We start from the raw sequence: 24,014 nt of genomic DNA on the forward strand, positions 1-24,014 counted from the left end.
ACGCCGTCGCGGTGGTCGCGGCCGGTTGTCTACGGTCCGTGCTGCCCTGATCTCGGAAGAGCCTCGGTGAGATGTCGGCGTGTGGCGTTGAGGGCAAGGCGCACACATTCTCGTTCGCCCAGTTGGGCAGCCAGGCTGGCGCGGGGGATTTCCAGAGCGTAGGGGATGTCGGGCGGTAGCGCGGCGAGGATGCCGTGGACGTCGATTCCACCTTCGCCGGGAGAGAGGCGTTCGTAGCGGGCGGTGTGGATCAGTCCTTCCACTGTGGACGGTACGCGGGCGGGAGCGTCGCAGACGTGGGCGTAGTGGAACCACTCTCGGGGCAGCGCTCGCAGTTCCTCGATGCTGGAGTGGGACCTCGCGAAGTGCAGCAGGTCGATCAGCATGCCGGCGTTGGGACGATCAGCGGCGCGTAGAACGTGGGTCGCTTCGCTGAGGTTGGGGGTTTCGGTCCAGGACGGGAACTCGAGGTCGATGGTGAGACCGAGTGGCACTGCCAGGTCGCACAGCTGGACGAAGTGTTCGGTCTTGCGGTCTCGATTCGAATCGGGCAGCTGGGTGATGACGTGGCGCGCGCCGAGGTCGGCGCCGACTTCGAGGTAGCGCTGGAAGGCGCGTGGGTCGTCGTGGGGACCGATGCGGGCCAGCTCGATGTCCAGTACGCGGATACCGGTGTCGGCCAGGCGTTGCTTGGTTTCGCGCAGCAGGGCGGGATCGGTCGCGATCGGGTAGTGCGGCTCGTCGGGCGTCACTCTGGTCAAGCGGATGCCGACGTAGTCGTAGCCGGCATCGGCGGCGGCGGATACGAGCTCGGGCGGCGAAAGGCTCAGCGCGGACAGGTGGGCGATGGAGTACTCGTGCGCCTGCCGATCGTCGCGGACGGCCGGTGGCTGGGGGATGACTGTGGTCGCGACCAGGCGGCGCTGGCGGTGGGCGGCCATCCGTACCGGGGTGGTGCCGGCGGCACCATAGCCGGCGTAGCCGTCGATGCGTTGCACGATCTCGAAGAAGACGCGCGAGCCGAGCATGTCGGTGCAGAGGTGGAGGTACTCGCCGTGCTCGTCGCGGTCGTACAGCACCGAGTGCTCGCGCATCGAGTCAAGCAGGTCCGGCGGCAGCTCGATCCGGGCGTCCAGGTCGTCGTAGTAGTTGCCGGGGATCTCCAGCAGTGGGGCGCCGAGTGCGCGGAGTGCCCTGGCGGTGGCGATGGCATCCGTGGTTTCGAATGCGATGTGCTGGGGATCTGGCACCGCGGGCGCCCACTGGCCACGGCGAAACAGCGCGGCGTTGAGTGTGATCCGTACGCGGTGGCCCGGGTCGGTCGCGGCGCGGCTGCGGATCAGTCCGAAGGGCGCGGCGAACTCGGTGGCGGTCTGGGCGCGCAGACCGAGCACCGAGCGGTAGAACAACGCGGTCTGGTCGAAGTCGTCGAACGGTTCGGTCAGTGAGACGTGGTCGGTCGCGACGAGCAGGCCGCGCTCGCTGGATGGTGTTCCGGTGGGCGCGAAGTCCGCCAGCCAGCTGTTCGACTCGTCTCCTGAGTCGCAGAAGAAGACGGTCGTTCCGTCGGGCGCGGAAACCGAACGCAGGTCCGCCTCCTGGGACCGGCGGCTACGGGGGAGGACGGGCGCGAGCAGCAGCTCCGCTCGCTGCGCGGACGCCGTCGGATCGGAGCTCTCGACCGCCAGCGCGACGATCTCCGCGGTGCCCGGCGCGGCGGTGACCCGCGGGGTCGCGTTGAGCAGGACGCGGGCCTTGCCCTGCTGCCACAGCTGCACCGGCTTCGAGCGGTGCTGACCGACATGGGCGAACCCGAGTGCGTTCAACGTGCGTGCGAGCAGCGGACCGGAGACGTCGTCCACGGACAGTTCGGTGAACGCGTGCCCGGCGAGGGTGGGGGCCGGGGGCAGGTAGCGTCGGTCGGGGCTGCGCAGGCTCTCCCGAACCGAGATGAGCGAACGCATCGCGTCGACCGCCATCGGCCGCGGGGCGGCCTGGCGGAAGACGTCGTTGGACACCTCGAGGGAAAGCGGTCCGGCATACCCGGTGGCGAGCACGGTGGACGCGAATCCTGCCAGCTCGAATGATCCCTGCCCGGGGAAGAGTCGGTGGTGTGTGCTCCACTGCGCCAGGTCCATGTGCCGGGGCGGCGCGTCCGCCAGCTGCAGTGCGAAGATTTTCGCGCCGGGGATGATCCGGATGCCCGTGAGGTCGCTGCCGTGGGCGAGCACGTGGAAGCTGTCCAGGCACAGCCCGAGCGCGGGATGGTCGGCGCGGCGCACGATTCGCCACGCGTGGCCGAAAGTGTTGACGAACCGGCCCCACGCGAGCGCCTCGTAGGCGATGCGCAGTCCGTGCTCGCCGGCCCGGTCGGCGAGCAGGTGCAGGTGCTCGGCGGCGAGGTCGTCGTCGTCGACCGCGTCCGCGGACAGGGTCGAGCACACCGTCATGGTGGCCGCACCGAGCTCGCCCATGAGTGCGAACTTGCGGTCGGCCCGGCGCAGGTTCGTCCGCAGGATGTCCGGCGGCACTGCCTCGAAGTCGTGGAAGGGTTGGTACACCTCGATCGTGAGTCCGAGGTCGGCACACCGTTGCCGCACCTGCCGGGGTGACAGCGGCGATGCGATGAGGTCGTCCTCGACTAGCTCGACCCCGTCGAATCCCGCCGCGGCCGCCGCGGCCAGCTTATCCTCCAGCGTGCCGGACAAACACACGGTGGCGAGTGTCAGCCTCGGCTGCGTCCCGGGACGATGCTCGGCTTCGGTGGTCGTGGTGGCGCGTTCATCGGTGAGCAAGGGGTTGCCTCCCATCCGGCGTGTTCCGTGCCATCTCGTCGAAGTGACGCAGCATGCGGTCCAGGTCGGGCTCGCGGCCGGTGATGATCCGGAACGTGTCCGCGGCCTGGAAGACAGCCATGCGCCCGCCGTCGAGAACCCGGCAGCCGAGTGCGCGAGCGGTTCGGACGAGCTCGGTCTCCAGCGGCCGGTACACGAGGTCGGCGATCCACAGGTCTGGTCGCAGCAGCTCCACGGGGAGCGGAAGGCCGGGATGGCCCGCCATCCCGGTCGGGGTGGCGTGGGTGAGTCCGTCGGCGTCGCGCAGCGCGTCGGCCAGCTCGCCGACCCGGCCCGCACTCGCACGTCCTGCGCCGAACCGCCTGCACAGCGAGCCCGCAAGTTGCTCGCCGCGACCCGAATCGACGTCGACGATCCGGATGGTCCCCGCCCCGAGCGAGAGCAGGGCGTGCCCGATCGCGGCACCGGCGCCACCCGCGCCGAGCAGCACGATCCGGTCCAACGCGGCGTCGGGAAGGCCGACGCCCAGGGCACGGGAGAACCCGGTCAGGTCGGTGTTGTGCCCGACTGACCGGCCGTCGGCGAAGACGACTGTGTTGACCGCGCCGACCGCCGCTGCGTCGGGGGAGAGGTCGTCGAGGTGGTCCAGGACGAGCTGCTTGACGGGGTGGGTGATGTTGAGCCCGTCGTAGCCGGCGAGTCCGGCGGCTGCCAGCAGGTCGCCGACCGCCGCGGCCGGCACGCCGAGGCCGTCGATGTCGAGGATTCGGTAGAGGTAGCGGATACCGAGGGCGTCGCCCTCCCGTTCGTGCAGTGCCGGGCTCAACGAGGTGCCGATGCCCGAGCCGATCAGGCCGACGAGGTAGCCGGTGCCGTCGCGCGCTGGTGCCATGAGCTCTCCTGCGAGACATCCGACCGCTGCGAACGAACTAGATAGTTACTTATACGCCGCCAACGGTGCGAGGGGAAGAACGGACAACGGGCGCGCCGTGCGGATCACGCGGCGCGCCCGCGCGAGGTTGCTCAGAAGACCTCGATCTTGCCGGTGGACCGGGGGCTGGCGGGGTCGTTGAAGAAGTACTCGCCCCTCTTCCGGAACGTGTGTGTGTAGGACTCGCCGGGGGCGAGCCTGACGTCGAAGAGTCCTTCGAAGAACTGGGTAGCCCCGCGGGTACCCGCGTTGCCGGGATGGTTGGTGAAGGTGACGGTGGTGCCGATGGGAACGCGCAGATGTGTGGGCGCCATGGCGTTGACCGCGGTCGACTCGGTGGCGCCGATCTCGCCGGTGTCCGGGTCGTAGGTGCGGCCGATCACGACGGTGTTGCCGACTGTGCCGCCCTCGACCGGTTCGCCGGACACGGGTCGACGGATGACCGGCGGTGGTGGTGTCGGAGCCGGTTCGACGGTGCCGCCGATCGTGAAGGCCCACAGGAAGTCGCCGCGTGGCGCGGAGTTTCCGTAGGGTATGCCGGTGCCGCCTGCGTAGACGGCCATGTACTGCTGTCCGTCCACTTCGTACATGATGGGGCTGCTGCTGATCGCGGCGCCGGTTTGGAACCGCCACAGCTCACGGCCGCTGCGGGCGTCCAGGCCGAGCAGGTTGCCGTCGGGTTGCCCGATGAACAGCAGGTCGCTCGCGGTGGTGAGGATGCCGTTGCCGTGCGCCAGCGAGTAGGGCATGTGCTTCTTCCAGCGGACCTTGTTGGTGCACGCGTCGACGGCGACGATGCCGCCGGTCTGGTACTCGCCCGGCGGGCGCAGCCCGTTGCTGGCCTCGGTCAGCGAGTGCGCCGCCGCGACGTAGCCGAACCCGGTGTACACGAGTCCGGTGCTGTGGCTGAAGGACTGGTGGCTCCAGTCGGCGCCGCCGCCGTGACCGGGGATCGAGAGGATCGGGATGTCCCAGTGCGGGTCGTACAGCGATCCCTGCACGTAGTTGGGCACCGCACGGTTGGGGTTGCCCGGAACCGACGTGCCGAGGGGCTGGTCGACCACCGTGGTCTCGGTCCACGGGCCCTGCCGCGGGAACGGCTGTGTCGGCCAGGTCTTCTGCCTCGGTTCCTGAGGCACGGACACCTCGTCGATGCCCAGCGGTGCGGAGCCGTCGGTGCGGTCGAGGATGTAGTACATGCCGCACTTGCTGCCGTAGATCACGATCTTGCGCATGCGGCCGCGGATGCGCACGTCCGCGAGCACGGGCGCCATCGTGTTGTCCATGTCCCAGATGCCGTGGTGGATGGACTGGAAGTGCCACCGGTACTCGCCGGTCTCCATGTCGATCGCGACGAGCGAGCTGGAGAACAGGTTCTCCCCGGCGCGTTCCGAACCGTCCTGTGAGGACCGGCTGCCACGGGCGTTGCCGAACGCCCAGTAGACCAGGCCGAGGTCGGGGTCCACCGCGGGGTGGAGCCACGGTGTGGCGCCGCCGGTCTGCCAGGAGTCGCCTTCCCAGGTGTCGTTGCCGATCTCGCCCGGGCCGGGTGCGCCCCAGAAATGCCAGACGACATCGCCGTTGCTCGCATCGAGCGCGAGACCCGCGCCGCGGTCGCCGTCGTGGGTGCCGCAGTAGAGCCGGCCGTCGTGATAGGTGACGGCGACCTTCTCCATGTTGCCGTAGCCGGTGATCTGCCGTTCCCAGGCGACAGCACCGGTCTGCTGGTCCAGCGCGATGATCCAGCTGCCTCTGGCATGGGTGAACACCATGCCCTGGCCGACAGCGACCCCACGGCGGGTCAGGGTGCCACGAGCCTGGTGATAGACCCACTTCGTGACGCCGGTCGCGCCGTCGACGGCGTGCACGTTGCCGAGCGCGGACTCGATGTAGAGCACGCCGTCGACGGCGACGGCCGTGCTCTGGTTGGTGCCAGTGGTGAGGCCGCCCTCGATCCGGTTCACCCAAGCGGCGCCGAGCTTTCTGATGTTGCCCCGGTGGATGCCGCCGAGTGCGGTGTAGTTCTGGTTGCCGAGGTTCCCGCCGACCTTCGGGAAGTCGCGGCCACCCGGCTTTGTCGCCAGAGGGTGCCCGGTATGCCGGACCGCCGGCTCGGCCGTCGCGGGCAGCGTGGACGTCAGCCCGGTGCCGACCGCGACGCCCACTGCCGCCGCTGCAGCACCCTTCATGAGCTCTCTTCGCTGGATCTCCGCCATGCCGCGCCGCCTCCATGGTTGGAACGCTGTCACGTCAAGAAGGTCCGTATAGCGGACCTATTGAACTATCTGACGGTTCAGGGTAGGTGAGCCACTGTGCGTGCCGCAAGGCAAGAAGTGGTCCCTGTTCGGAGAATGCTTGCCTGCGTGAAGCGGTCAGAGGTAGCGTGCCGGTCTCCACAGTGGTGCGTCTAGACCGCGTAGCGGACCTGACTGGTTCGTGTTGTCGAGAACGAGAGAGAGGCCGTGCACTGTGAACAGACGAGCATCAACATTGATGGCCGCGATCGCGAGCGCGGCAGTCGCCACCGCGGCCACCGTCGTCGCCCTCGGCGTGCCGGCGGGGGCCGATCACGGGAGTAGCACCGGGGCTCGGGAGCTCGGGGAGCCGGACTACGGCGTGTGCCGTGGTCCCCGGCCGCAGTGTTACCACGAGTGGGGCAACTTCGACTTGTCGCAGGGAATCAGGGTGCTGATCTACTCCCGGACCGCGGGACCCCGGCACGCGAACCTCGGCCCTGCACTGGCGCCGGGGCTGAACCCGCCGCTCACCGACGCGAACGTGGCACAGAACGCCGTTGTCCGGCTAGGTCAGCAGAACGGGTTCGCCGCCGACTGGACCGAAGACGTGACCCAGCTCAGCAGCCCGTCGCGGCTGTTCAACTACAACGCCGTCATCTTCCTCAGCACGACGCGAGACACCCTCGACGACGCGGCACAGACCTCGCTGCGCCAGTACGTCCGTGGTGGCGGCGGGTTCGTCGGGATCCACAACGCGTTCGGTACCGAGTACAACTGGCAGTGGTACGAGGGCCTGCTGGGCAACGCCAACTACTACGACCACGGCCCCTACCAGCCGGGAACGGTGCGGACGGTCGACCGCAAGGACGTGTCCACAAAGGATCTGCCGCGCCGGTGGGCGTTCGCCGACGAGTGGTACAACCTGGTGCCGTTCCCCAGCGACGTCCGCACGCTCGCCACGGTCGACGAGTCGACGCTGGCTCGAGGGGTCCGCGGCTCGATGGGACATCCCGGGCATGGCGACGACCACCCGGTCGCGTGGTGTCAGTACTACGACGGCGGCCGGTCGTGGGTCACCACGCTGGGCCATGACGCTGCGGCATTCGCCGACCCGGCCGTCTCGGACGGTGCCGCGTACTTCCAGAAGCTCATCGTCGGGGGGATCCGGTCCGCTGCGGGAGCCGAGCCGTTCTGCCGGTGAGCTCCGCTCAGAGACCGAGGTAGATCTGCCGGACACGGGGATCGCGGCGGAGCTCGGCCGAGGTCCCCGTCATGGCAACCTCCCCGTTCTCCATGACCAGGCAGGTCTTCGTCGCCTCGAAGGTGAGCTTCGCGTTCTGCTCGACCAGGAGCAGACCGTGCCCGGCAGCGCTGAGCCGCTGCAGGACCTCCAGAATGTCCTCGATGAGCTTGGGGGACAGGCCCATGGACGGCTCGTCGAGCAGGATGAGCCGCGGGTTCGACATCAACGCCCGGCCCACCGCCAGCATCTGCTGCTGGCCGCCGGAGAGCGCCCCGGCGAGACGGTGGCGCATCTCGCCGAGCATGGGAAACAGCTCGAACACCTCGTCCATGGTCGCCCGGGTCTCGCCCTTCCACGACCGGACGTAAGCGCCGAGCATCAGGTTCTTCTCCACGGACAGACCGGGAAAGACATGCCTGCCCTCCGGCACGTACCCGATGCCGTGGCGCACGATGTTCCGCGCCCTGACCTTGGTGAGGTCGTGGTCGCCGAACCGGATGGTCTCCGCTGTGCGCGGCACGAGACCCATCAGAGCCTTCAGGGTCGACGTCTTGCCTGCGCCGTTCGCGCCGATGATGCCGACGCACTGTCCCGCGCCGACGGTGAAGCTGACGGACCTGACGGCCTGGACACCGCCGTAGTGCACCGACAGGCCGGACACCACGAGTTCCTGGAGGTTTTGGACCGCCTCCGGGGACCGCACGGTCATCGTGCCACCTCCGTCTCCACCTCGGCAGCGATGTCCGCGGTGTTCATCGAGTCGCCCAGGTACGCCTCGATCACGGCGGGGCGCACGGCCACCTCGGCTGGCGTACCCTCGGCGATCACACTTCCGCTGGCCAGTACGGTCACGCGGTCGCACAGGGACATGACCAGGCCCATGTTGTGCTCGATGAGCACTACCGTCACCCCACTGTCGCGAATGGACCGGACGATGTCGCTCAACTGACCGACCTCGTGGCCGTTGAGCCCGGCGGCCGGCTCGTCGAGGAGGAGCAGACTCGGGTTCGTCGCCATCGCGCGTGCGATCTCGAGTCGCCGCTGGATCCCGTAGGGGAGGGACCGGGGTGCCGCGCCGGCGAAGTCGGTGAGGCCGAACCGGTCCAGCAGTTCGTCCGCGCGTCGGCGCAACCCACGCTCGGTGCGCCAGACGCCGACCGGCCACAGCACGTATCGCCAGACCGACCACATGGCGGACCGATCCAGGGCGACCAGGACGTTTTCCCGGACCGTCATCTGGCCGAACAGCCGGAGGTTCTGGAACGTCCTGGCGATGCCGAGCTTGGACAGGTGGTGGGGCCGGCGTCCGGTCACCACGCGTCCGTCGACCGACGCGGAGCCCGAGGTGACGGTGTAGATGCCGCTGACGATGTTGAAGAGGGTGGTCTTGCCGGAGCCGTTTGGTCCAACCACGCCCCGGATCTCGCCCGGTTGTACCGACATCGACACGTCGACGAGTGCCTTCAGCCCGCGGAACTGCTTGCTGATCCTGGTGATCTCCAGGCCCGCGCCGGGGCTGGGCTCGGCGTCGGCGGGAAGACCGGGCTGGAACGGCCGCAGCACGGCTCGTTTCTCGGCCGATCCCTTGCGCCGGATCACGCGGCGCAGCCGGGTGGGAATGCCGGCCAGTCCGGTCGGGGCGAACACCACCATGAGCACGACGACCGCACCGAACCCCAGCTGCGCGTAGACGGAGAAGTCGACCAGCGCCTCGCGCAGCAGGGACAGCGCGATCGCGCCGATGACGCAGCCGACGATGCTCTGTCGGCCGCCGATGATGACCATGGCGAGCAGTAGGAACATGTTGGCGATGCTGAAGGTCTCGGGCGCGACGTACCGGATGAGGCCGGCATAGAGCACTCCGGCCACGCCACCGTAGAGGCTGGCCAGCACGAAGGCCGTCATCCGCAGGATCGGCACCGGGGCGCCGACCGCGCCGGCGGCTAGCGAGTCGTCGCGCATCGCCCGCATCCGCCGGCCCAGCCCGGTGTTCGCGAGGAAGCCGGCGAACCCCAGCGCGAGCCCGAACACGATCAGCTCGAGGTAGTAGTACAGGTACTCGTTGGAGAGGTCGATGCCCAGCAGCGGCGGCGCGGGGATGCCGGAGATGCCGTCCGCGCCGCCGGTGAGTGTGCTGTTGGTAACCCAGTTCGTGAAGGCGAGCGCCAGCCCGAGGGTGACGATGCCGAGGTAGTGGGACTGCATGCGCAGCGCGGGGATGCCGACGAACAGGCCGATCAGCGCGGACGCGATGAGTGCGAGCACGGCCGACGTCCAGAATCCGAGTCCGGCCTTTGTGGTGAGGATGGCGACGGCGTAGGCGCTGACGCCGAAGAACGCGACCTGGGCCAGGTTGATCTGACCGCTGATGCCCAACGCCAGGCCGAGTCCGATGGCCAGCAGTGCGAATACGATGGCGATGTTGAGCACGTGGATGCTGTAGAGATCGAGCTGATAGGGAAGAAACCAGGCGAGCACCGCGATGACCGCGACGCTTCCGACACGCAGCCTCATGCCCGATTCACCGTCCGCTCGCCGAACAGACCGGTGGGCCGGACCATGATGATGACCGTGAATACCAGGAACACTACGAGCTCGGAGTAGGCCTGGAATCGTCCAGCCGCGTACGAGTCGAGCACGCCGATGGCCAGCCCGCCGACGATCGCGCCGGGGATACTGCCGAAGCCGCCGAGGATCGCGGCGGCGAATCCCTTGATGCCAAGGGATCCGCCCAACGTCGGGTTGACGTAGAGCAGCGGCGCGACCAAGGCACCGGCGAGCGCGGCGAGGCCGGCGCCGATGGCGAAGGCGATGGCGTTGCTGCGTCCGACGTGGATGCCGACCGCGGTGGCCGCCTCGTGGTCCATGGCGACCGCCTGCATGGCCGCTCCGCGTTTCGTGCGTTGCAGGAACATCACCAGCGCGACGGTCGCAACGGCGGCGATGGCGAGGACCACGAGGCTGTAGGTGCGGACGCGGATGCCGAACAGGTCGAGCGGTGCGGTGTCGACGGGAGAGGGCACGGCGTGCCCGGTCGCGCCCCAGATGATCGTCGCGAGGGACTCGAGTACGACGCCGAAGCCGATCGTGCCGATCAGCATGAGGTCGAAGTCCTTGTTCTCCAACGGCCGCAGCACCCGCTCGATGACGAGTCCGACGAAGCCGGTGACCGCCATGGCGACCGGGATGGCGATGAAGAACGGCAGGTGTGCGGACATATAGAAGGTGGACGCCGCGTAGGCGCCGATCATGACGACCTGTCCGTGGGCGAAGTTGACCAGGCCCATCGTCCGGTAGACGAGCGAGAATCCCATGGCAACCAGGGCATAGACGGCGCCGAAGCCGAGCCCGCCGACAAGAGTTTGGAAAAAGACTTCCATGGTCGTCCTTACCTCGCCGGGGCCGGACACCATCGGTGCCCGGCCCCGGGAAGGGTCAGCTGGCGGACTCGGAGACGAGCTTCCCGGACTTGATGACACCGATCGACGTGGCGTGGATGCCTACGCCGGTCTTGTCGAACTCGAAGTTCCCGAGCAGGCCCTCATACTTCGTCGCCCGTATCGCGTCGGCCAACTTCTCGCCCGTGGCGACATCGCTGTCCTTCAGCGCGGTGAAGACGATGTTCGCGCCGTCGTAGGCTTTCGCGCCGTGCAGCTCAGCCTCCTCCTTGTGCGCGGCCTGGTAGGCATCGGCGAACGTGCGGGAGGCGTCGCTCGTGTCGTTGCTCAGGTAGGGCGAGCTCACGACGGTGCCCTCCGCGTTCGTCGCGCCGGCCGTGGACAGGTACACCGGTGTCCCCATGGGAGCGGCTCCGGCGATCGTCGCGGTGATGCCGAGCTCGCGGGCTTGCTTGACGATCAGTCCCGCTTCGACCTCCTCGGTGCCGACGAACAGCACGTCCGGTGCCTTCTGCCGGATCGACGTCAGCGCCGCGCTGAAGTCCTTCTGGTCGGTGGTCACCACCTGGTCGTCGACCGGCTTGACGTCGCGGTCGGCGAGGGCCTTGGTGAAGGCCTCGCGCTCACCCTTGCCGTAGGACCCGTTGTTGGAGATCAGCGCGATCTTCTTCTTGCCCTCCTGGTCGACGAGATACTTGGCGAGTGTCTCGTCATAGGTCGTGCTCGTCGGGCCGTTGTAGAACGCGAACGGACTCTTGGTCGCCGCGATGGCGGGCGACTGGCCGGAGGTGATGTTGGGGATCTTGGACTGCTGCAGGATGGGGATCATGGCGACGGTGACCGCGCTCTCCGCGGTACCGATCATCGCGATGAAGTCCTCACTGGCGAGCTTGCGTGCGAGGTTCGTGCCGACCGTCGGGTCGCCCTGGTCGTCGAAGAGCTCGAGCTGGATTTCCCGGCCGTTGATCCCGCCCTTGTCGTTCCACTCGTCGGCGGCCAGCTTCGCGCCCTTCCACTCCCATTGTCCGAGCGAGCTCAGCTGCCCGCTCTGCGCGTCGACCACGGCGATCTTGATCGGGCCGCCTGAGTTCTCCTCCGAGGACGAGGAGCTACCAGGGGCGCTGCACGCGGTACTCGTCGCGACGGCGATGACGGCCGCGGACGCGAGAACTCGCGCAATTCGTGCACTGGCCATGAAACGTCACCTCATTGTGGAATTCTCGGGTACTAGTCGAATACACCGCGGTAGATGTCCTTGATGTTCCAATGGCCTGGGGTGGGGACGGGTTCGTTCACCATCGGGACGTCCAGCACCGCCGGCCCGCGACGCTGGATCGCCTCGCGGAGTGCGGCGGCGAGATCTTCGGGTTTCTCGATGAGATAGCCGTCGGCACCGCACGCCCGGCCGTAGGCGGCGAAGTCGGGCGAGTAGGGGTTGCCGTTCTGGTCGCGGAACTCGCAGCCGAAGCTGGCGCCGAAGCTCGCTGCCTGCAGGTCGGCGATCGTGCCGTGCGCGCGGTTGTTCATCACCAGGAAGATCACCGGCAACCCTTGCTCGACCGCCATCGGCACCGCGGGTAGTTGCGCGCTCATCCCGCCGTCTCCGACCAACGCGACGACCACTCGGTCGGGCTCGGCGAGCTGCACGCCGATGGCCGCTGCCGGGCCAAAGCCCATTGTGGACAGCCCGCCCGGTGTGACGAACCGGCCGTCGGGTGGCAGCTCGTAGCACTGTGCGACACCGTTCTTGTTCCAGCCCACGTCGGTCACGAGCACCGCGTTCGACGGCAGCGTGTCTCGAAGGTCGGCAAGGATCCGCTCGGGGCGCAGCGGGAAGTCGCCGCTGCGGCCGCGTTCCCGGCTCGACGCGAACAGCTCGTCCCGCTCGGAGCGGATGGTGTCACGCAGCGCGGGGCGTGTGGCGCCCTCGGGGCGCAGGGCGACGACGGCGTCCGCGATGGCCTCAACCGCGACGCCGACGTCGGCCACCACGCCGATCTCGACCGGGTAGTTCCGGCCGATCTCGGCGGGGTCGATGTCGATCTGGATGAGCCGTCCCGGCGGGAACTGCCAGGTGTACTCGGAGTTCCACGAGCTCGCGTCGGTCTCGGCGAACCGAGTGGCGAGCGCCAGCACGACGTCGGCGTCCATCGTGTACTTGTTCGTGAGGTCCAGGCCCCAGAAGCCGGTCATACCCATCACCAGCGGGTGCCGGTCGTCCACGGTGCCCTTGGCCATGAGGGAGTGCGCGATCGGGATGTCGAGGTGCTCGGCGAGCCGGCGCAGCGCCTGCCGCCCGGGGTCGTTCCGCAGGCCGCCGCCCACGTAGATCAGCGGCCGCTCCGCGCCGACGAGTGCCTCCGCGATCCGTCGTGTCTCCGCAGGCGACACCGCTGGATTGGGCCGGTGCGCGACAAGCGGGTACGTGGTCGCCGACTCCGCCGGTACCTGGCGGGAGAACAGGTCCATCGGGATGTTGAGCAGCACCGTCCCGGGCCGTCCCGATGTCGCGGTCCAGAAGGCCCGTTCGGTGAACCGGGAGAGGTCCTCGGCGCGGTGGGCGTGCCACGCCCGCTTCACGAAAGGCGCGTAGATGGCGGTCTGGTCGGCGTCGCGATGCAGGTTCACCTCCTGGTGCGGATGCCGGCCGTAGAAGTAGGACGGGATGTCCCCGGCGATGGTGACCAGTGGGACGGAGTCGAGCGCGGCGGTCGCGACACCGGTCACCGCGTTCATCATCCCCGGTCCCACGTGGACCAGGAGCACCCCGGGCTTCCCCGTCATCCGGGCATACCCGTCCGCCGCGTGCGCGGCGGCCTGCTCGTGCCGGGAGATGACGAAGCGGATGTCGCTGCGCCCCAAGGCGTCCAGGAAGGCGATGTTCGTGTGTCCACACAGGCCGAAAACGTATTCGACGTCGTAGGACTCGAGCTGCGCGACGAGTGCCTCGGCCGCGGTCACGGTGGGGGCGCTCATGCCTGCCCCCAGATGGACATGCCGCGCAGGATCAGCGTCTTGATCACGGTGTAGTCGTCGATCATCTGCTTGGGCGCTTCCCGTCCGAAACCGGAGTCCTTGACCCCGCCGAACGGGACGTGGTCGAGACGGTAGTTCGACGAGCCGTTCACGATGAGTCCGCCGACTTGCAGCTCGCGCCACGCGTGGATGATCGTGGCGATGTCGTTGGTGAACAGGCCGGCCTGCAGGCCGAACCTGCTGCGGTTGCAGGTGTCGACGACCTCGGCGAGGGTGTCGAAGGGCAGCACGGCGACCAGCGCGCCGAAGGCCTCCTCGGTCACCAGCGTGGCGTCGGCGGGCGGGGCCGCCACGACGGTCGGGTGCAGAGTCGCGCCGTCGCGGCCGCCGCCGACCAGCACCCGGGCGCCCTGTGCGCCGGCCTGGCTGATCCACTTCTCCACCCGTGTGGCCGCGTCCTCGTCGACCATCGACCCGACATCGGTCGCCGGGTCGAGCGGGTCGCCCACGGTGAGTCCGCGGACCTCGGTGCAGAACGTGGCGAGGAACTCGTCGTATCGCTCGCGCTGCACGTAGACGCGTTGCACGGAGATGCAGCTCTGCCCGGAGTTCGTGTAACCGGTCCGCGCGCAGGTGGCAGCGGCGTGCGCGACATCCGCGTCCGCGCACACGATCGTCGCGGCGTTGCCGCCGAGTTCCAGCACCAGCCGCTTGGCGCCTGCGGCCCGGGCGACCGCGGCGCCGGTCTCCGGGCTGCCGGTGAAGCTGATGACGGCCACCTCGGATGCCGCGCACAGCGCCGCGCCCACATCGCCGCCGCCATGGAGCAACTGGACGGCCTCCGCCGGCATACCCGCCTCGAGCACCAGTGCCACCATCGCGGCCGTAGTCGCCGGCGCCTGCGGCGGCGCCTTGACCAGCGTGGTGTTCCCGGCGGCGAACGAGGCGCCCAGCTTGTGCGCCAACAGGTTCGCCGGGGCGTTGAACGGCGTGATCGCCAGCGCGACCCCCGCCGGCGCCCGATAGGTCAGGGCCGTGTTTCCCACCCCGCGCGCCCACCCGGCGACCGGCACGTTCTCACCGCCGATGTGTCGAGCCTCGCCGGCGCAGACCGCGAACGTGTCCGCCACCCGGTCCATCTCGCCCAGACCGTCCTTCACGGGCTTGCCGAGCTCGAGGGCGATGAGCCGGGCGAAGCCGGCGCGATACTCCGCCGCCAGCCGTGCGGCGCGGTCCAGCACGGCGGCACGGGTGGCCGGCGCCAGCGCGGCGACCATGCGCGCGCCGTCGCGAGCGAATTCCCGCGCTGTCTCAAGCTGCTCGGCAGTCGCCGGGTAGGAGTGCGTGACAACGTCGCGGACGAACGGGCCGACTCGCTTCGCGGGCGGTCCCTCGCTGGTCCACCGGCCGGCCACGTACGCCGGAGCCTCGGTCGGGACGTCTGCCTTGGCCGGTTTGAGAACGTCGTGCAGCACTACAGTTCTCCTCATGAACCATCAAGCGGTACATCTGGACCGCTGTACGGACTGCGTGTAACGTACGGCTCGCCACATTCGCTGGCAAGTCTTCGAGCCGAAGACGTTATGGCGACGAAGGCGAGGTCTCGTGCAGTCGAACCCTGGACGGAGCGACGCGAAGCGGTGAGGATGATGGATCGTTGTGGCAAGAGGGGACGGGGTTGTGAAGTCGACCGGCACGGATCAGGCCGCTGAGCCCCGCTGGGACACCGCGAGCGGAGCCGGCGAGACCGCCGGTGAGACGCAGGGTGTGCGCAGCGTGCAGCGCGCCATCGACATCCTCGGCTTGCTCACCGAGTCCCAACCCGCGATATCGGTGGCGGAGATCGTCCGGGCCACCGGACTCGCGAAGACGACGGTGATCCGGCTCGTGCAGACCCTGGAACAGAACGGACTGCTCTGGGCGACGGCGAAGGGATACATGGCCGGCCCGAGCCTGTGGCGCTGGGCGCATCTGGCCCGCGGCAGCTGGGAACTCCCGCCGGAGACCAAGGAGCTGATGCGCGGACTGGCGCAGCGGCAGCGCGAGACTGTCAACCTCTACGTCGTCCGCGACATCTACCGCGTCTGCGTCGCCCAGCAGGAAAGTCCGCAGCCGCTGCGCCATGTCGTGCACGTCGGGGACGAGCTCCCACTCTGGGCGGGCGCCTCGTCGAAGATCCTGCTGCGCAACTCAGACGATGCGCATCTCGCTCGCGTGGCGCGCAGTTCGCCCTACGGCCCCGAATTCGTCGATTCGCTGCGTGCGCAGATCGACGAGGCGGCCGTGCAGGGATACGCCTTCAGTCACGGCGAGCGCGAGACCGGGCTGTCCGCCGTCGCCGTGCCGGTCATCGGTCGCACCGGATCGGTGATCGCCGCCCTGTCGCTGAGCGGTCCGACCGTGCGCTTCCCCAACGAGCGGATCAAGGAGTTCGTCGACGCCCTCGCGGAGGTCGCCGCACACATGGCCGAACGGGGCTTCGATCACCCGTTCCGCATGTAGCCCGATCGACCGGCGGACGATCCTCGTATTTCTGCGTTTCGTCGCAGAAGGAGTAGACGCATGGAAAATTCACCGCTCTGCGGCATCCGGGTACTCGATCTCACGAACGTGCTGGCCGGTCCGTACTGCAGCTACCAGCTGATGCTGCTCGGTGCCGAGGTCGTGAAGATCGAGGTTCCGGGATCCGGTGACCTCGCACGGCATCTCGGTCCGGATCCGGAGCTGAACAGCGCCGGCATCGGCGCGTCCTTCCTGGCGCAGAACGCGGGGAAGAAGTCCATCGAGTTCGATCTGAAGGATGCCGCACAGCGTGAGACGTTCGAGAACCTGGTGCGCGGCGCGGACGTGTTGCTCGAGAACTTCCGCGCCGGCGTACTCGCACGACTCGGCTTCGACTGGGAGCACCTGCGCAGCGTCAACCCGACGCTGATCTACTGCGCCATAACGGGATTCGGCCAGACCGGGCCTATGAGTCAGGCGCCCGCCTACGACCAGATCATCCAGGGCCTCTCCGGGATGATGAGCATCACCGGCACCGAGGAGACCGCGCCCCTGCGAGTCGGATTCCCGGTCTGTGACACCGTCGGCGGCCTGATGGCGGCGCTGTCGATATCGGCCGCGCTGGTGGGGCGCGAGCGCACCGGCGAAGGATGCTTTCTCGACCTGTCGATGCTGGAGGCCTCGATGTCGGCGATGGGCTGGGCGGTGTCCCACTACGTGATCAGCGGTGCCCGGCCGGCGCCGATGGGGCAGCAGAACGTGACAGCCGCGCCGTCCGGCACGTTCGACACCGCCGACGGTCCCCTCAACATCGCCGCCAACCGGCAGGCCCAGTTCGAGAAGCTGTGCGAGCTGCTCGGCCGGACCGATCTCATGTCCGACTCCCGGTTCGCCGACCGCGAAGCACGTAAACACAACCGCGACGCGTTGAACGACGAGTTGAACCGTGAGCTCCGCAAGCGCACCGCCGCCGAATGGGAACAGCTCCTGCCCGCCATCGGCGTCCCGGCCGCGCGCATCCTGTCCGTACCGCAGGCGGTCGAGTCCGAACAGCTGGCGCATCGCGGCTTCTTCACCGACGTACCGTTCCCCGGCGACACCGAGCGATCCGTGCGGGCCAGCGGCAACGGCGTGCTGATCAACGGTGAACCGCTCCGCCCGGCCGGGCCGCCACCGGTGCTGGGCGAGCACAACGCCGAGACCCGCGACTTCATCACTCGGTGGCGTGATGGCGGCTCGGCCGACACCGTCGCGGTCGAAGACGAGCGCGCGGGATGAGCACCGACTCCGAGGCCGCGGACTGGTGGGCCACCAGCATCTGCCGGATGGAGCCCGGCGTGGTGGAACTTCGCGGCGTGCCCGTCCAGGACCTCATCGGCTCGACCGGCCTCGTCTCGACGATCTGGCTGATGGTCCGCGGCGATCTTCCGGCTCCCCGGCAGGCCGCGCTGCTGGAGGCGGCGATGGTCGCGTCGGTCGACCACGGGCCGCAGGCGCCATCGATCGCCATCGCCCGGATGACCGCCACGTGCGGCGTGGGCCTCAACAACGCCATGGCGTCCGGAGTGAACGCACTCGGCGACTCCCACGGCGGTGCGGGCGAGCAGTGCGTCGAGCTGCTGTCCGAGATCGTGTCCCTTCAGGACACCGGCGCGAGCCTCGACGCCGCAACCGAACGGGCCGTCGCCCGGTACCGGTACGTGCCGGGTTTCGGACACCGCTTCCACCCGGTGGACCCGCGCCGGGACCCGCTCCTCGATCTGGTCGACCGCGCCGTGGCGGACGGCGTCGTCGCCGGCCGCCACCTCCAGGCGGCGCGGGCCGTCGAGGAGGTCCTGGAGGGAGGCCGGGCCAAGCCGGTGCCGATGAACATCGACGGCGCGACCGCGGTCATCTACGCGGAGCTCGGGTTTCCGTCGCCCCTGGCGCGCGGGCTGTTCGTGTTGAGCAGGAGCGTGGGAATCCTCGCGCACGCGTGGGAGGAGACCACCCAGGGACGGCGGAACAAGGGTCCGATCCCACGGTCGGTTCTGCCGACCTACCTAGGAGGGTCGACTGATGCAGCTGGCAGTACTGCACGGACCGAACCTGAACCGCCTCGGTGAGCGGAATCCCGCGAAGTACGGCCAGGCGACGCTCGACGACATCACCCAGGACGTCGACGCCACCGCCCGGCGCCTCGAAGTGACCGTCCTGCACTTCCAGTCGAACTACGAAGGCGCGCTCACCGAATGGGTACACGAGCGCCACCACCTGCTCGACGGGTACGTGATCAACCCGGCCGGACTCGCTTCCTACGGCTACGCACTTCTCGATGCCGTGCGAGACACCGACCACCCGCTCGCCATCGTCCACATCTCCCAGTGGTACGCCTGGGACGGCAAGGACAGGACCGACATCTTCGCCGGGGCCGCCGCGGTGTACCTCGCCGGCGCGGGCTGGCGCGGCTACTCGCTCGCACTGGAGGCGCTGGTCCAGCACATCCGCGATCGTCCATGACGGACGGACTGCTTGGTACGCCGCTGCGGGTCGGAAACGCCGTGCTGCGCAACCGGATCGTCAGCGCACCCATGGAGCGGAACTACTGCTCCCTCGACGGAACCCCGACAGACCGGTACATCGCCTACCTGCGTGCTCGAGCGGCGGGCGGTGCGGCGTTGGTGTTCACCGAGGCCGCCTACGTACGAGCGGACGGGCGCGGCCGCACACGGGAGCTCGGTGCCCACGACGACCAGATGATCGCCGGGTTGCGCCGTCTCGCCGACGCGGTGCACGCCGAGGGCGCGCTGGTCGGCGTCGAGCTCAATCACGCCGACCGGCGTCATTCCTTCGCGCGATGAAGACGGAGCCGACGACCACACCCAGGGCCACACCTAGCGCGACACCGAGAGCGACGTTGTCAAAAAAACCCCCGACGACGACGCCGAAGAGAGAGCCAAATGCGATCCAGACCCCGAGATTTCCCCAGATCCCGAGACCTACCGCGCCCGAGGGCGTGTTCTTGCTCGTCATCGCATCTCTCCCAGGACGCGGGCGGAAAGGCTGACAATCTGGCGGCCCACCACGGCGGATGCGCAACCATCTTCCTCCACATCGTATCGCCTACCGCGCCGTTCTCCGGCTGGGACCGGCACCGTCACCGACCCGCGGTTCTTCACGTTGACGCCGGTGCGTGGAGCTGGCGGTCCGGGTGGCCGTCGGGTTCGGAGCCCACGCGTCCGAGTGCGATGGCGGCCGCGAGGGCGACTCCGGCGAGCGCGGCGGCGCTGACCGCGGCGGCGGCCTGCATGCCGTTGGTGAACGCGTCGGCGGCGGCGTCGAGCACGGCGACGGGGAGTTGATCGGCCACACCGGTGGCGCCGCCGAGGGTGTCGCGGGCCGCCTCCGCGGCCGTGCCGGGGACATCGGCAGGGACGGTACCAGCCAGCTGGCCGCGGTAGACGGCGGTGGCGATGCTGCCCAGCAGTGCGATGCCCAAAGCCAGGCCGAGTTCCTGGGACGTCTCAGAGATCGCCGATGCCGCTCCGGCTCGCTCTGGTGGGGCAGCGCCGAGGACGACGTCGGCCCCCAGGGCCGCGACGGGCATCAGACCAGCGAACACGATGCTCAGCCCGATGATCACGACCGCGGATGTGGAGGCGTCGCCGACCTGGCTCACGACCGCGAACCCGACAGCGGCCAGCCCCAGTCCGGCGGCGATGACGTAGCCGGGGCGGACCCGACGCACGAGCAGCGGGGCCGCCACCATCGACACGATCCCGACGCCGAGCGGAACCAGCATCCACAGCCCTGCGGTCAGTGGGGAGAGCCCTGTGACGAGCTGCAGGTATTGCGCGACGAGGTAGCCCACGCCGCCCATGACGACCGAACTGATCGTCAACGCGCCAAGCGACACGCTGAACGCGCGCGATCGGAACAGCCCCAGATCGACCAGCGGGGTCGCGAGGATGCGTTGGCGCCGGACGAAGACCACACCGATCACGAGTCCGGCGACGACCACCGCGACGGGCAGCACGGTGAGTCCGTCCGCGGCGACCTGCTTGAGCCCGTAAATGACGGCCAGCACCGCGGCCAGCGCCATTCCCGCGCTGGGCAGGTCCACCCGGCCGGCCTGGGGGTCGCGGTACTCGGGCAGCAGCACCGGTCCGACCACGAGCAGTAGCACCATCACCGGGACGCCGATCAGGAACGCCGAGCCCCACCAGAAGAACTCCAGCAGCGCCCCGCCGACCACCGGGCCGAGCGCCGCGCCGGCCAGGAAGCTGGTGAACCACGCCGAGATCGCCACCGTGCGCTGCGCCGGGTCGTGGAACATGTTGCGGATCAGGGCGAGTGTCGACGGGGCCAGGGTTGCCCCGGCGATCCCGAGCAGTGCGCGGGCGGCGATCAGCATCTCCGGGCTGGTGGAGAACGCGGCGAGCACCGAAGCGATGCCGAACGCGGCGGCGCCGATGAGCAGCAGCCGCCGCCGCCCGATCCGGTCCCCGAGGGTGCCCATGGTGATCAGGAACCCGGCGATCATGAATCCGTAGATGTCGACGATCCACAGCAGCTGTGAGCTACTCGGCGCCAGATCTGCGCTCAGGCTCGGCACCGCCAAGTGCAGCACGGTCAGGTCCATCGACACGAGCAGGGCGGGCAGCGCGAGCATCGCCAGCCCGAGCCACGCCCGCCGGCCGGCCCGCGCGGTGACCGGTGAGGTAGTAGTGGCTGGCTGTTCCTGGCCCACGGAGGTCTCCTGACGATGTCGGCCGACGAGATCGCCGACTGACCCCAACCTAGAACCTCCACATTAGTTGAGGTCAAACGGAGGTGGTCGACGCCGCTCGATCAGCTACGGCCAGACACATGAGCCGAGGAGCCGGGCGCGGTCCGGGCTCTCGTCGTTCGAGGTTGATCATCGGGGCAACGGTCGAGGGACATACCCCCGCGGCCGATACCCGAGCAATCACCACCGCACCCGGAGATCTCCCCACGATCAAGCACAACCAGCAGGCGTGTCACCAACCTCACGGCCACGTACAGCAGGTCAGTCGCTCATTAGCGGTCGGGCCGTAGGCCCGCTGCCCGATGCCCGGGTCGCGAACGCTGCGGCGGCGTGCCCGACGGCCATCCGTTCGGGCTGGCGGGTGGCGGCACCGTGGTCGTGGGGCCACCGTGCCGGTCGGCGACACCGTGCTGCTGGGGCGACGCGGAGTTGGTGGATGACGTCGGGTGACGCGCCGAAGACCTCCCCGTCGTATCCGGTCACCAGCGTGACGAGCGCGGCACCGCATGCGATCAACGCATATTTCGTTCTCGACGTTTATTGGTCTCCATATTCAGCTGGGTTTTCTCTCGTGGCCCTGTGACGGGTAACGACGGTTGACCAGGCTGACGGTTGCGCTGCGGAGGGCGTACAGTGGGCGTTGTCGGGACGCGACGACATCCCATTCCCGAGGTGCCACCTTTTCCGGCTCGAAAATCCTGGAAGAAGCGGTACTCATGTCCGTCCGTCGTACTCGCAGTAGTGATACCAACGGCCACCTCCGACTCCGTCCTCCTGGTGCCCCTGCCCCGACGCCGGTCGACCTGGGCAGGCAGCCGGCTCAGCCGATGCCCGAAGCCAAGCCTGAACCGACTCCTGCACCCACGGCCGAACTCACGCCCGAACTCACGCCCGAGGCCGTGCAGGTGCCGCACACTCGCACCGGAGCGGCCTGGATGGCTCTCGCCGGCGCCGCGATCCTCGCGGTGCTGCTGATCATCTTCCTGGTGCAGAACACCCGCAGTACCGAGATCTCCTTCCTGTGGATGACCACCAGCACCCCGCTGGCCGTCGCGTTGCTCATCGGCGCGGTCGGCTCCGTGCTGCTGACCCTGATACTCGGCACCGCGCGCATCACCCAGCTACGGCGCCTCGTCCGCAAGCAGCGCCACTGAGCGTCATGCAACACCGGCCGTCTCGGCCGGGGACGGGAGCACCGACATGACATCGGGCCCGCATCTTCCAACCAACAGGCCACCGGCGGCCGGCCCGGCCCGGCAGGCGCTGCGGCTGAAGTTGAAGCCGAAGGCACCCGCCACCGGGTACGTGGACGGGGCGTGGTGGCCCCGGTCCCTCGACCTGGCTACCGAACTCCCGGCGCTGATCGAGGTGCTTGGCGTTCGGTTGGGCCACGTCGAGGGGGTGACCTACGACCTCACCGCCTGGGACGCCGTGCCACGGCGCCTCCTGGTCGACGGCCGGCTGCTCCGGCTCGGTGGATACCGGTCGCAGAACCCGCACACCATCGACGTGATCGGGGCGACCGGGCGGCGTGTCACGCTGCTGGTCCTTCCGCCGGGAACCGCCGAGCCGATCGCGCACCAGGTACTGATGACGACGGGCCGGCGGGACAACGTCGACAGTGTCGACGACTTGCTCGCGCCCGCCGCGGCGGCCGACCCGGGGCCGGCGGGCGAGGACCTGCCGGACATCGCCGTGGACCGCTGGGAGGTCGACGGCGGTCGCATATACGCGCCCCAGATGACGTCGCGCCTGTCGGCGAGCAGGACGGGGAGATGACCTAATGCCACGCACGATGTCCTACCGAACGTCTGACGACCGCACCCTGCTGCGGGAAGAGCACACCGTCGTCTTCCGTTTGACCCCGCGAAACGAGCGGGGCGCGGCGGAGCTGGGCGTGACCGCCGGCAGGCGGGTGCGGGTGGAGCTGCTCGACGATGGCGGCCACCTGTTGGACTCACTCACGTATACCGTGCCGCCGACCGACCGGTAGCGCCGCCGCGCGCCCTCGCGGTTGGTCGCTAGGGAAGCATTGGACGGGGTCGTGGGAGAACCGTCGCCAGAGGCATCGACGGACCGGGCGACGGTGGAGGCGACCACGACGCCCGCGCGCGGTCAACACCCAGGCCGACCGTCGGGTCTGACAACCGAGCAGGTCGGTACCCAGCGCTGCTCATCCGTCCGGATCATGGTCGACGGGTACGTCAGTTACTCATTGGCTTGAGCGTGGCGTTGAGCGTGGAGGATCCGTTGGTCGCTGCGTTGGCGTAGCGGTGGGCCAGGTGCGCGAAGGTGGCTTTGAGCTCGGTCGGCCTGATGACTTCTTCGATGTCGGCGTCGAACCTGCCGATGGTGGCGGCCAGAGCGGGCGATGACCGGGAAGGTCGCTGCGGCTCCGACTCGGTCGAAGATGATGCGTACGTTCGAGTCGCCTCTGGTGCCGTCGGTGACGTCGAGACCTACATGGACGCGTAAAACGGTACGGATGCGTTCGCGGAGCGTGTCGTCGAAGCGCGCGGCGGCCAGGATGGCGTCGATGGTGGCGTTGTCGTCGCCGGGTTCCATGTCCTCGCCGAAGAGGTAGCCGATCAGGGCTTGTGCGCGCTGTTCGGCGGGACCGGCGTGGGCGAGCTGCTTCGCCTGGTCGGCGTACCTGCTGATGAGGCGCTGGGCGAACAGCTCGCGCAGGTCGTCGCGATTGCCCGCGTAACGGCGGAGGTGGCTGCGGGGTCATGCCCGCTTCGTCGGCGACGCGCTGGAGGGTGGTGCCTTCGAACCCGTAGCGGGCCACACAGCGGGTGAAGGCATCCAGGACCTGGTCGAGGCGCTGCGAGGCAGGCGAACCAGACGCCGGGGCCAGGGTCACGGGCAGCGTGACCTGGCCCAGCAGTCCCCGCCCGACGGCACGCATCGCCGCTGGATCGGTGTACCGGACCGGTGGCAGCACGAAGGTGCGCCAGTCGCCTGGACGAACGCGTGGTCGACGGTGCACGTACGCCCTGCTCAGCCACTTCGCTCAGGCCGAACATGGCCTAAACTTGATTTTTAACCTCGGGGTTGGTGGCATCCACCCGGTTGATCATGAACGCAGCCCTTGGTTGATCATTCGTCTTGCGACAGAACGAAGATCGATCCAAGGGCTGCGGTGATCAGTGTGCACGATG

19 protein-coding genes and 1 pseudogene are annotated in these 24,014 nt (G+C 68.8%); 9 read left to right on the forward strand and 11 right to left on the reverse strand.

What is annotated here, in order from left to right; genetic code table 11:
- Positions 1-29: 29 nt before the first annotated feature.
- The 4 genes and pseudogenes from ACRDSK_RS00545 to ACRDSK_RS00560 all read right to left on the reverse strand — a co-directional run bounded on the left by ACRDSK_RS00545 (position 30) and on the right by ACRDSK_RS00560 (position 5,915).
- A complete protein-coding gene (locus ACRDSK_RS00545) occupies positions 30-941 on the reverse strand; it encodes a sugar phosphate isomerase/epimerase family protein (protein WP_431437836.1) in 912 nt (303 codons plus the stop codon).
- Positions 915-2,714, reverse strand: a pseudogene (locus ACRDSK_RS00550) (bifunctional sugar phosphate isomerase/epimerase/4-hydroxyphenylpyruvate dioxygenase family protein); the annotation flags it as partial. The pseudogene ACRDSK_RS00550 and the gene ACRDSK_RS00545, both read right to left, overlap by 27 nt.
- Before the next feature lie 67 nt (positions 2,715-2,781).
- Positions 2,782-3,687: a shikimate dehydrogenase gene (locus tag ACRDSK_RS00555; RefSeq protein WP_431437813.1), complete on the reverse strand. Its 906-nt coding sequence runs from the start codon at positions 3,685-3,687 to the stop codon at positions 2,782-2,784.
- Between the two features lie 131 nt (positions 3,688-3,818).
- Positions 3,819-5,915 (reverse strand): PQQ-binding-like beta-propeller repeat protein, encoded by a 2,097-nt coding sequence (locus tag ACRDSK_RS00560; RefSeq protein WP_431437814.1) that lies wholly within the window; start codon positions 5,913-5,915, stop codon positions 3,819-3,821.
- Between the two features lie 304 nt (positions 5,916-6,219).
- Between ACRDSK_RS00560 and ACRDSK_RS00565 the strand changes: the two genes are divergently transcribed.
- Complete coding sequence (locus ACRDSK_RS00565) at positions 6,220-7,164, forward strand: ThuA domain-containing protein (protein WP_431437815.1); 945 nt, start codon at positions 6,220-6,222, stop codon at positions 7,162-7,164.
- Positions 7,165-7,171: 7 nt separating this feature from the next.
- Here the strand turns inward: ACRDSK_RS00565 and ACRDSK_RS00570 are convergent, their stop codons facing one another.
- The 6 genes from ACRDSK_RS00570 to ACRDSK_RS00595 are packed head-to-tail and all read right to left on the reverse strand — an operon-like array spanning position 7,172 to position 15,055.
- A complete protein-coding gene (locus tag ACRDSK_RS00570) occupies positions 7,172-7,915 on the reverse strand; it encodes an ABC transporter ATP-binding protein (RefSeq protein WP_431437816.1) in 744 nt (247 codons plus the stop codon).
- Positions 7,912-9,720, reverse strand: a complete 1,809-nt coding sequence (locus ACRDSK_RS00575; protein WP_431437817.1) for a branched-chain amino acid ABC transporter ATP-binding protein/permease — start codon at positions 9,718-9,720, stop codon at positions 7,912-7,914. Before ACRDSK_RS00575 ends, ACRDSK_RS00570 begins: the two co-directional genes overlap by 4 nt.
- On the reverse strand, positions 9,717-10,586 hold the full coding sequence (locus ACRDSK_RS00580) for a branched-chain amino acid ABC transporter permease (protein WP_431437818.1): 870 nt from the start codon (positions 10,584-10,586) through the stop codon (positions 9,717-9,719). Before ACRDSK_RS00580 ends, ACRDSK_RS00575 begins: the two co-directional genes overlap by 4 nt.
- A 55-nt stretch (positions 10,587-10,641) precedes the next feature.
- The gene (locus tag ACRDSK_RS00585) at positions 10,642-11,799 is read right to left on the reverse strand and encodes an ABC transporter substrate-binding protein (RefSeq protein ID WP_431437819.1); all 1,158 of its coding nucleotides are present in this window, start codon (positions 11,797-11,799) and stop codon (positions 10,642-10,644) included.
- 32 nt (positions 11,800-11,831) lie between these two features.
- Entirely contained in the window at positions 11,832-13,580 is a 1,749-nt protein-coding gene (locus ACRDSK_RS00590; protein ID WP_431437820.1) for a thiamine pyrophosphate-binding protein, read from the reverse strand.
- Positions 13,577-15,055, reverse strand: coding sequence for an aldehyde dehydrogenase family protein (locus ACRDSK_RS00595; RefSeq protein ID WP_431437821.1), 1,479 nt, complete (start codon positions 15,053-15,055; stop codon positions 13,577-13,579). The genes ACRDSK_RS00590 and ACRDSK_RS00595 overlap by 4 nt, the downstream gene beginning before the upstream one ends.
- Positions 15,056-15,260: 205 nt before the next feature.
- Here ACRDSK_RS00595 and ACRDSK_RS00600 point away from each other — a divergent pair, with 205 nt between their 5' ends.
- The 5 genes from ACRDSK_RS00600 to ACRDSK_RS00620 are packed head-to-tail and all read left to right on the forward strand — an operon-like array spanning position 15,261 to position 18,922.
- Positions 15,261-16,082: an IclR family transcriptional regulator gene (locus tag ACRDSK_RS00600; protein ID WP_431437822.1), complete on the forward strand. Its 822-nt coding sequence runs from the start codon at positions 15,261-15,263 to the stop codon at positions 16,080-16,082.
- A 60-nt stretch (positions 16,083-16,142) separates the two neighbouring features.
- Positions 16,143-17,360 carry a CaiB/BaiF CoA transferase family protein gene (locus ACRDSK_RS00605; protein WP_431437823.1) on the forward strand — a complete coding sequence of 406 codons (1,218 nt, stop codon included), beginning with the start codon at positions 16,143-16,145 and terminating at the stop codon, positions 17,358-17,360.
- The gene (locus ACRDSK_RS00610) at positions 17,357-18,187 is read left to right on the forward strand and encodes a citryl-CoA lyase (protein ID WP_431437824.1); all 831 of its coding nucleotides are present in this window, start codon (positions 17,357-17,359) and stop codon (positions 18,185-18,187) included. The genes ACRDSK_RS00605 and ACRDSK_RS00610 overlap by 4 nt, the downstream gene beginning before the upstream one ends.
- Positions 18,141-18,581, forward strand: a complete 441-nt coding sequence (locus ACRDSK_RS00615; protein ID WP_431437825.1) for a type II 3-dehydroquinate dehydratase — start codon at positions 18,141-18,143, stop codon at positions 18,579-18,581. The genes ACRDSK_RS00610 and ACRDSK_RS00615 overlap by 47 nt, the downstream gene beginning before the upstream one ends.
- Positions 18,578-18,922, forward strand: a complete 345-nt coding sequence (locus ACRDSK_RS00620; protein WP_431437826.1) for a hypothetical protein — start codon at positions 18,578-18,580, stop codon at positions 18,920-18,922. Before ACRDSK_RS00615 ends, ACRDSK_RS00620 begins: the two co-directional genes overlap by 4 nt.
- Positions 18,923-19,236: 314 nt before the next feature.
- Here the strand turns inward: ACRDSK_RS00620 and ACRDSK_RS00625 are convergent, their stop codons facing one another.
- The gene (locus tag ACRDSK_RS00625) at positions 19,237-20,733 is read right to left on the reverse strand and encodes an MFS transporter (protein ID WP_431437837.1); all 1,497 of its coding nucleotides are present in this window, start codon (positions 20,731-20,733) and stop codon (positions 19,237-19,239) included.
- Positions 20,734-21,785: 1,052 nt separating this feature from the next.
- Between ACRDSK_RS00625 and ACRDSK_RS00630 the strand changes: the two genes are divergently transcribed.
- The 3 genes from ACRDSK_RS00630 to ACRDSK_RS00640 are packed head-to-tail and all read left to right on the forward strand — an operon-like array spanning position 21,786 to position 22,843.
- Positions 21,786-22,004, forward strand: coding sequence for a LapA family protein (locus tag ACRDSK_RS00630; RefSeq protein ID WP_431437828.1), 219 nt, complete (start codon positions 21,786-21,788; stop codon positions 22,002-22,004).
- Between the two features lie 46 nt (positions 22,005-22,050).
- A complete protein-coding gene (locus ACRDSK_RS00635; RefSeq protein WP_431437829.1) occupies positions 22,051-22,629 on the forward strand; it encodes a DUF5994 family protein in 579 nt (192 codons plus the stop codon).
- A gap of 4 nt (positions 22,630-22,633) precedes the next feature.
- Complete coding sequence (locus ACRDSK_RS00640) at positions 22,634-22,843, forward strand: hypothetical protein (protein WP_431437830.1); 210 nt, start codon at positions 22,634-22,636, stop codon at positions 22,841-22,843.
- Positions 22,844-24,014 lie beyond the last annotated feature (1,171 nt).

The organism is Actinophytocola sp., from assembly GCF_050699915.1.
Lineage (GTDB): Bacteria > Actinomycetota > Actinomycetes > Mycobacteriales > Pseudonocardiaceae > Actinophytocola.